We start from the raw sequence: 9,020 nt of genomic DNA on the forward strand, positions 1-9,020 counted from the left end.
TGGCCTGCCGGTCCGGCCAGGCGTTCCGCCGGTGCCACCGCCACCGCTCCCACCCGTTCGAGCCACTTCCCGAAGGTCCTCGCCGACGAGGTTCGCCTCGCCATCGACGTTCTGGCCGACCCGGCGGCCGAGTGCGTGGCCAACCACGAACGGACCGCGCGGAGGTCGAGGTCGGCGATCGTCGCATCCGGCGAGGACTCCGCGAAGTGAGCGAGCAACGAACGAGCATCGGAGACGTAGGCCCGGATGGTGTGCTCGGATCGCTCTCGACCGAGTCGCAGGTGCTCGGCGAACTCCTCGACGTGAATGTCGAGGTGAGACGGCAGCGAATCGGTCATCGGCTCAGCTTGGGCGCTGGCAGGCCGCGCGACAACCGGACACGCCGTCCGGCACGGGTTGTCGCCGGATCAGGCGTCGACTCCGGATTCGGCCTGTGCGAGTTCGCGCTTCCACACCCGGAACGTCTCCTCTGTTCGGCCGCGGCGCCAGTAGCCCGAGATCGAGGCCCACTCGGCGCCGACCCCGCGCTCCTTACGGATGTAGGGCCGGATGTTGTGCATGACGGCCTGCGCTTCTCCGTGCACGAAGACCTGAGCTTGCCCCGGCAGCCATTCCGTTTCCTTCACCGCTGCGATCAGGGGCGCGTTGTCTCCGGCCCGGTCGTCTCCGACCTCGTTCGAGGACGCACCCCGGTGGACCCAGGTCACATCGACGACGGCGAGCGTCTCCATGTAGATCTCGTCGTGCCGGTCGGCAACTTCGATGAAAACCTTGGCGACGGCGTCTTCCGGGAGCGCCTCGACGGCAGCAGCGATCGCCGGAATCGCCGATTCGTCGCCGGCGAACAGGTGCCAGTCCGCGTCGGGGCGCGGGGCGTACCCACCGGACGGGCCGAAGAACGACATCTCGTCCCCCCGGCTTCGCCCGGGTGGCCCACGGCCCCGCGACTCCCTCGTCGCCGTGCACCACGAAGTCGATGGCGATCTCCCGCGCGCCGGTGTCGACCGAGCGAACGGTGTACGTGCGCATGATCGGTTCGTCATCGGTCCCGAAGAACAACTTGACGTAGCGTCGGTCTCGTCGATCGCATCGAAGTCGTCGAAGTTGGCCCCACCCAGATACACCCGGTGCATGTGCGGAGTGAGCGCTTCGGTGCGCAGGACGGACAGGGTGGTTTTCTTACGTGGCACTTCGGACCCCTCTTCGAGCGAACGACGCCGATACCCGATGCATCGACTAAGCATTACCTAACACCCTACCGTTCGGGCTCGGGGTAGTGGTGCGCTCATCCACGCACCACGCGGAACCATCCGGTCTCGTCGCTGGCCACGAATCCGTCCATCTCCAGTACCGGTAGGGATGCGCGCACCTTGCTCAGCGGCACACCGGAGTGCTCGGACAACTCTCGACTCGACAGTGATCCGGTTGCCGGTAACGCGTCGTAGATCAACAGGGCGGTGTCCGAGAGCGCATCGGTCTCACGGAAGAGGTCGGGCCGAGATTCCTCCGGGGACCCGAGAGCGCCTGCCTCGGCGACCACGTCGTGAGAGCTCGACACCAGCACGGCCTCGCCGTCCCGGATCATGCGGTGACAGCCCGTGGACGTGGGCGACGTAACCGGTCCCGGGACCGCCAGCACCGGCCGACCCAGTTTCGCTGCCCAGGCCGCCGTGTTGCGAGCACCGCTGCGCCACCCGGCCTCGACGACCACCACAGCCGATCCGAGTGCCGCGACGAGCCTGTTGCGAGCGAGGAAACGATGCTTCGCCGGGGTCGTGCCCGGCGCGTATTCACTCAGAACCAGGCCGTGAGCCGCGATCTGCCGCAGCAGCCGCGAATGGCCCGCTGGATACGCACGATCGACGCCACAGGCGAGTACCGCCATCGTCGTCCCCTCGACTCCGAGAGCCGCTCGATGTGCCGCGGCATCGATGCCGAACGCTGCTCCCGAGATGACGGTCCAGCCGTCGAGCGCCAGATCGGCGGATATCTCCGCCGTCACATGATCACCGTACGGACTCGACGCGCGTGTCCCGACAATGGACACCGACCGCTCTGTGATCGTTGCCACGGGCCGAGTTCCCAGCGCCCACAACGCAATCGGTGGACAGGTGTCCACCCCTGCCGTCATACCAGGGCCGTCGAATCCGAGGAAACGCCATGCCGGCCACTCGTCGTCGTCCGGCGTGATCAATCGGCCTCCGAGCGCAGCGATGTGATCGAGGTCTGCTGCCGCGGTGTCGATGTGGGCACGAACCGCAAGTCGCTCCCCCAACCCGCCGGCCCGCACTGCTTCTGCCGTCGATTCGGGACCGTGAGCTGCGGCATGATCGACCACCGGTCGGTGCGGGCCCTGCGCCACGCGAGACAGATACGCCCAGGCGAGTCGGCGCGAGTCGTCCGTCATGCCACTCCCCTGTCCCGGAAGTCCAACGCGGCTCCGACCTCGTCGGCACCGGGGACCGAGCCGCCTGCGAGATCGTTCAGCGTCCACGCCACCCGAATGGCGCGGTCTGCACCGCGTGCGGTGAGCGATCCGTTGCGCAATGCGCGCTCGACCGGAGCGAGCGTCGAGCGCGCCAATCGAAATCGTTGACGCAGAGCGGGTCCTGGAACCTCCGCATTGGTCCTCCAACCGAACTCCCGCCACCGCTGCGCAGCGGCGTCCCTGGCCCCGGTCACACGCGCGCGAATCTCGCTCGTGCCCTCACCGACCTCGTCGACCAATGCGCCTGTCGCGACACCCATCATCTGAATGCGCAAATCGACGCGGTCCAGCAACGGCCCGGACAGCTTGCCGAGATACTTGCGTCGCGCTGTGGGCGGGCAGACGCAGTCGACCTGCCGCGCCGGCGCACACGGGCACGGATTGGCTGCGAGAACCAACTGAAATCTGGCCGGATACCTGGCCACACCGTCGCGACGAGCAATACGAATCTCGCCGTCCTCCAACGGAGTACGCAGTGCCTCGAGTACCCGAACGCTCATCTCGGCGCATTCGTCCAGAAACAGGACTCCGCGGTGTGCGCGGCTGACCGCTCCCGGTTTGGCCATTCCGGTTCCGCCCCCGACCAATGCGCTCACCGAGGTCGAATGGTGCGGCGCGATGAAAGGCGGTGACGTGATGAGCGGCCGCGCCGTGGTCAACAGGCCCGCCACCGAGTGGATGGCTGTCACTTCGAGCGCTTCCGATTCGGTCAGCGGCGGGAGAATCCCCGGAAGACGTTGCGCGAGCATCGTTTTTCCGATTCCCGGTGGCCCGGTCAGCATGATGTGATGTGCGCCTGCGGCGGCGACCTCCAGGGCCCATCGCGCATCCGCCTGTCCGGCGACATCACTGAGGTCCGGGTAGATCTCCTCGTGCCACTCGGTCGGGATGGGTGATTCGAGGGCCTGCTCACCACGAAGCCAGGCCACCACGTCCCCGAGCGAACCCGCACCCAGCACCTCGATTCCGTCCACCAAGCCCGCTTCGGGCAGACACTGCAGCGGAACGATCACCCGCTGCCAGCCCGCACTCTTGACCGCGAGCACCCCGGGCAGGACCCCACGAACTGCACGCAGCCTGCCGTCGAGTGCCAACTCACCCAGAAACACGGTGTCGGACAGGCATCCGCGCGGAATCGCCTTCGCGGCATCGAGAACCGACAATGCGAGTGCAAGGTCGTACACCGATCCGCCCTTCGGCAGAGTCGCGGGCGACAGCGCGAGAATCACCCGGCTGTCCGGCCACGTGCCACCCGAATTCTTCACCGCTGCTTTGACCCGATCACGCGATTCGTTGAGAGCAGTGTCGGGCAACCCGACCAGATGCGTACCGGGCAGGCCCTGCCCGATATCGGCTTCGATTTCCACCAGCACCCCGTCGACCCCGTTGACCGCCACCGAGTGGGCCCGTCCGAGCGGCATCAGAATGCGGACCGAACGTGCGTGATGACCGGTTCGACGTTGCGACCGACCACTATTGCGATCACGTCGAACCTGATCTGCACCCACGGTCCCTGCTGCAACGAAAGCCACCGCAGCGCGAGCCCTCTGATTCGAGTCTGTTTCGTGTACGTCACCGCTTCGGCGGGCGTTCCGTATCCGATTCCCGATCGAGTCTTCACTTCGACGAACACCACTGTGTCGCCTTCGCGCGCGATGATGTCGAGTTCGCCGGATCGATGCCGCCAGTTCCGCTCGATCACATCCAGTCCGATGTCCTCGAGATGGCGCACCGCGAGTTCCTCACCGCGTGCACCGAGTTCCTGGTTGGTTGCCATGTCCGCCGTTCCTCCACTCTCCGACCGTGCATTGCGGCCGATTCGGTCGTCTCGACGGTGACACGACCGAAAAGAGGAGAACCGAAGAAAGTGCAGGTGGGAGATTGCCCTGTGGACAACTACTCGACTGTGGACGAACCGTTCGATTGCCGGCGGCGATTCGTCCGCTGTGTCGGACCGCCGTGCTAGGGCTCGAGGGTGTCCGAGTTAACGGGTGAGAGCAGACCCGATACGCAAAAAGCTCCGTCCGAATTCGGACGGAGCTGATGCGGTGTATCGGTACCGACAACGAAGGTACCGATACGAAAAACGTGGTGCGGAGACTTCAATGCCTCGTTCGGCGAGGACGGTCAGTGAGCAGCCTCGTAGGCTGCCTGCACATCCTGGCTGATGCGACCACGGGCACTGACCTCGTGGCCGTTCTCGCGTGCCCACGCTCGAATGTCCTGCAGATCGACCTTGCCGCGAACCGGTGCTGCTGCAGCGCCGCCCTTACGGGTGCGGCGTCCGGAAATCTTCTCGGCATGCTCGATCCAGAATGCCAACTGTTCGTGCAATTCGTTGGCATGCTTGAGATTCAAATCGATGCGGTACTGGTTTCCACCGATGCCGAATTCGATGGATTCACCTTGGCCGTCTTTGATGACCGATCCGTCTACATCGTCGATCATCTGCACAAGTGTCTTGCGTGCCATCTCGTACCTCTTACACGTCTGGGGGATGTGATATTCAAGTTCTACCACCCATTCTCGTATTCACGCAAAGAACTGCAGGCGTTTCGCAACGTGTCGAATCGACGAATATCGGTGCAGAAATTGATCAGCTTTTCGAGTGCGTAATCGATGAAATCGAATAGTGCTGTGGCGCAATTGGTTTCATGGGCACAGCCACGCGCACCGTTCGACCGCGAACGAATTTCCGCGACACCGAGCACGAAAACAGAACATGCGGACCGATTTGGCCGGGTGTCCAGCTTTTCGTGTGGCAATACAACCGGAACAACAACGATCGCATCGAATCAGGCGGTTCGCAGCCCTCCGCTCCTACGCCGGGCGTGGCACGGTCACTCGAGTCCGACGCTCGGGAGCCTCAGCTACTCCGCACCGGACGAGGAGAGCTATTCCGGCAGACGAAGATCTGGTTTGTCCAACTCTTCGATGTTGACGTCCTTGAAGGTGATCACCCGGACATGCTTGACGAAACGGGCGGGGCGATACATGTCCCACACCCACGAGTCGGACATTCGCAATTCGAAGTAGATTTCACCGTCGGCGTTGTGCGGAATGAGTTCGACGGAGTTCGCCAGATAGAACCGACGCTCGGTTTCGACGACGTAGTTGAACTGACCCACGATGTCCCGGTACTCGCGATACAGCGAGAGCTCCATCTCGGTTTCGTACTTTTCGAGATCTTCGGCACTCATCGGTCTCTTTCATCCTCCAGTCGGGCGTGAACAGCAATCATCGCGCACCTGCGTCGCGGCAGTCCATTCGCCCCAGTGCGTCGACCCCGGGAGTGGAGCCTGCGGAACGACCCTCAGACAAATCACGAGAGAGCCCCGCGGCCGCCGCTGCGACATTTGCATAGGACATTCGATGTTCACCGCTGGGCCCGAGTGCCGTCATCGCGGCGGAATGCGCGCGCGTGCTGTACCCCTTGTGCACGGCGAATCCGTAGCCGGGAATCGTCTCGTCGAGCTGAACCATCAATCGATCCCGGGAGACCTTCGCCAGCACGCTCGCCGCGGCGATGCACGCCGCGGTGGCGTCGCCGCCGATCACCGGTAACGACGGAACCGGAAGACCGGGTACTCGAAAGCCGTCGGTGAGTACGTAGCCCGGGGTCATGCCGAGCCCGGCAACCGCGCGTCGCATTCCTTCGATGTTCGCCACGTGGACTCCGATGCGGTCGACCTCCGCCGCATCGATCGACACCACGCTCCACGCCAGTGCCAGCCTCTGGATCTTGGGAAAGAGCTCCTCGCGTCGTCGCTCGGTCAACTTCTTCGAGTCGTCCAGGTCCGCGAGAGCTGCATGAGCCCGCGCACCGAGAACACACGCCGCGACGGTCAGCGGACCGGCGCATGCTCCTCGTCCCGCTTCGTCGACTCCCGCGACCGGTCCGAGACCACTGCGCTCCAGCGCCGATTCCATCGTCCGTAAGCCGGCCGCTCGCCGGATGATCGGACGCGGCGGCCACGACGACCGAGTCAGTGTTGCGCGCGCACGCGGCGCACGTCGAGGGGTTGCCGTCATCGACCCTGGATGTCGGGAGAATCCAGGATGCCGGTTCGTGACGGCGGCAGCGCGATGAACACGGCCTTACCGATCACGTTGTCGAGGGGAACGGTGCCGGTGAACTCGTCGGTGACGTGGTACCGGGAATCTCGCGAGTTGCTCCGGTTGTCACCCATGACCCAGATGTTGCCGTCCGGCACGGTGACGGGGTCGAAGCATCGTCCGGACTTCAACTCGGTGTCGCACGTCATCGTCCCCGGGGTGAACGGAAAATCCATCTGAATGTACGGCTCGTCCAACGGCTGTCCGTCGACGAGAACTCGACCCTGGTCGTCGCAGCATTCGACGGTTTGACCGCCGGTGGCAATGACGCGCTTGACCAGATCGTTCTCGTCGGGAGCGACAACTCCGATCAACGAGCCGACCTCCTGTGCCCCACGAATCACCGAATTGTCGGACCGCTGAGACACGAATTCGTCGTTCCACGAATCCGGGCCACGGAAGACGACGATGTCACCGGGCTTCGGGTCACCGAACCGGTATCCGATCTTCTCCACCACGATGCGGTCACCGGTGCAGCCGTTGCAGCCGTGCAAGGTCGGCTCCATCGATTCGGACGGGATCAGATACACCCGGGCGACGAATGTCTGGAGCAGGAAACTCAGTACCAGCGCTACCAGAATGAGAATGGGAAGCTCACGCCAGAACGATCGGGGCTTGCGTTCCCGACGCGTCTTCCGTGAAGACTCGTCGTCGGGCTCGTCGGTTGGATCCTGTGGGGACTGCGTCACGTGATCAGGTTAGCCGGAACCGTCGCCCGCACGGCCGGACGGTCTGCGCACCGGCGGTTCGCGGCGGTCGATCCGCTCGTCGGCGGGGTGAAAGGCGGGACGAGCGTGGGCGGAAAGCACCATGCCGCGTCGCCCTGACGGGCAACGCGGCATGGTGTGAACTGATGTGTCCGGGCGGAACCGGTCAGCGCTTTTCCTTGATCTTGGCGGCCTTGCCACGCAGATCGCGGAGGTAGTAGAGCTTGGCGCGACGGACGTCACCACGGGTGAGGACCTCGAACTGCGCGATGTTGGGGCTGTGCACCGGGAAGGTGCGCTCGACGCCGACGCCGAACGAGACCTTGCGGACCGTGAACGTTTCGCGAACGCCACCGCCCTGACGTCGGATGACGACGCCCTTGAAGATCTGAATGCGCTCCTTCGAGCCTTCGATGACCTTGACGTGCACGTTCAGCGTGTCGCCGGGGCGGAAATCGGGGATGTCGCTACGCAGCGACTGATTGTCGAGAAAGTCCAGAGTGTTCATCGGTTGTGCCATCCTTGCGTTCTGCGCATGAGTAGAGGAACCGAGCGGCTCGCTGATGCAACGGCTCGACTGGTTCGTACTCCGAGTGAGGTCCGTGCCTGCTAGAGGCAACCCGACCATTGTGCCAGACCATCAGGCGTTCGACGAAATCGGCGCTTCTCGGCCTGCAGCCGCTCCACTCGCCATCGGCGCAGGTAATACCGTCCGCGACAATTCGTCCTCGGTGGCCTCACGCGCATGCACGATGCTCGGCTTCCCGGCGATCGCGTCCTGGAGATAGATCTTGGCCCGGATGATCGGCCGTCGCCACCGCTTCTCTCGGCGCAGAGCGCGTTCCATCTTCTTCGGCCTGGTGGTGTAGCGCCACCTCGCCCACGGTGCGCTCGGCCTGCTCAACCGCACTGCGGCCAGAACGAGGATCGGCAGGACGAACAGCCCGAGCAGTCCGGTCCAGATCTTCCCCTTGAGCAGGACGATGACCCCGAGCGCGAGATTGGCCAGGGCCAACACCACCACGGTGCCGCGCACCCACGGGTCGGGATCGGCCCGGAAATCGGCCGGGCTCAACAACTCCAGAGGGTGGAAGCCGAGCAGCAGCAGGCCGGTGAACGCCACTGCTGCGAACACGGCGTCCACCGACGTGCGGCCCTGTTCGGACCAGTAGACATCACGGAGATAGAAGATCAACGCGAACTCGTCGAGGACGAGCGCCGCGCCGATACCGAAGATCGCCGCCAGCACCGCCCCGACCGACTCGGAACCGTCGACGTACACCGCGATCAAGCCGATCCCCGCCAGCAGCATCAGCACGATTCCGAACACGACGTGGTGGATGTGCTGACCGCCGGGCGTGATGTTTCCCGGCCACCACTTCACATCCGCGCGAATCATCCTGACGCTGAGCCGAATCAGCAGGAATCCCACCAACAGTCCGAGCAGGAAACACAGCAGCGGCAGGCGGCCGTGATCGATGACCCCGTGTTGCAACCACCTCACGTGTGCCTCACGTCCTTCCTGCCGAACGGCCGAACGACCGGTGAATCGCGTTTCAGACTATTCGCGTCCGGGACCGCCGAGGGCAGCAACGACAGAGGTGCCGCTCGCTATTTTCCGAAACCCGCCTTCCGCAACGCGTCGGCCATCGAACCAGCAGCCGGTGCCGCTGCGCCTGCGCCCCCGGCCGTTCGGCGATCCCGCTGCG

Annotated in this window: 10 protein-coding genes and 1 pseudogene; all 11 read right to left on the reverse strand. The window is 64.4% G+C overall.

The features are described from left to right. A partial coding sequence (locus tag RHBS_RS19555; RefSeq protein WP_187298562.1) for a site-specific integrase occupies positions 1-338 on the reverse strand: 338 nt, incomplete at its 3' end. A 69-nt stretch (positions 339-407) separates the two neighbouring features. Further along, positions 408-1,190: pseudogene (locus RHBS_RS19560) on the reverse strand (siderophore-interacting protein). A 95-nt stretch (positions 1,191-1,285) separates the two neighbouring features. Beyond that, complete coding sequence (gene dprA / locus RHBS_RS19565) at positions 1,286-2,407, reverse strand: DNA-processing protein DprA (RefSeq protein ID WP_121870144.1); 1,122 nt, start codon at positions 2,405-2,407, stop codon at positions 1,286-1,288. Further along, the gene (locus RHBS_RS19570; protein ID WP_121870145.1) at positions 2,404-3,909 is read right to left on the reverse strand and encodes a YifB family Mg chelatase-like AAA ATPase; all 1,506 of its coding nucleotides are present in this window, start codon (positions 3,907-3,909) and stop codon (positions 2,404-2,406) included. Before RHBS_RS19570 ends, dprA begins: the two co-directional genes overlap by 4 nt. Further along, entirely contained in the window at positions 3,909-4,265 is a 357-nt protein-coding gene (locus tag RHBS_RS19575) for a YraN family protein (RefSeq protein ID WP_121870146.1), read from the reverse strand. The genes RHBS_RS19570 and RHBS_RS19575 overlap by 1 nt, the downstream gene beginning before the upstream one ends. Before the next feature lie 350 nt (positions 4,266-4,615). Continuing rightward, on the reverse strand, positions 4,616-4,960 hold the full coding sequence (locus RHBS_RS19580; RefSeq protein WP_037189646.1) for an Lsr2 family protein: 345 nt from the start codon (positions 4,958-4,960) through the stop codon (positions 4,616-4,618). Between the two features lie 422 nt (positions 4,961-5,382). Next, positions 5,383-5,688 carry a DUF2469 domain-containing protein gene (locus RHBS_RS19585; protein ID WP_008717288.1) on the reverse strand — a complete coding sequence of 102 codons (306 nt, stop codon included), beginning with the start codon at positions 5,686-5,688 and terminating at the stop codon, positions 5,383-5,385. Between the two features lie 37 nt (positions 5,689-5,725). Then, complete coding sequence (locus RHBS_RS19590; RefSeq protein ID WP_121870148.1) at positions 5,726-6,520, reverse strand: ribonuclease HII; 795 nt, start codon at positions 6,518-6,520, stop codon at positions 5,726-5,728. Next, positions 6,517-7,293, reverse strand: coding sequence for a signal peptidase I (gene lepB, locus RHBS_RS19595; RefSeq protein ID WP_121870149.1), 777 nt, complete (start codon positions 7,291-7,293; stop codon positions 6,517-6,519). The genes RHBS_RS19590 and lepB overlap by 4 nt, the downstream gene beginning before the upstream one ends. Positions 7,294-7,477: 184 nt before the next feature. Then, entirely contained in the window at positions 7,478-7,819 is a 342-nt protein-coding gene (rplS, locus tag RHBS_RS19600) for a 50S ribosomal protein L19 (protein WP_027496692.1), read from the reverse strand. 132 nt (positions 7,820-7,951) lie between these two features. Further along, a complete protein-coding gene (locus tag RHBS_RS19605) occupies positions 7,952-8,806 on the reverse strand; it encodes a hypothetical protein (RefSeq protein ID WP_121872486.1) in 855 nt (284 codons plus the stop codon). Positions 8,807-9,020: the final 214 nt, after the last annotated feature.

It is taken from the genome of Rhodococcus sp. BS-15 (genome assembly GCF_000813105.1).
Taxonomy (GTDB): Bacteria; Actinomycetota; Actinomycetes; order Mycobacteriales; family Mycobacteriaceae; genus Rhodococcoides.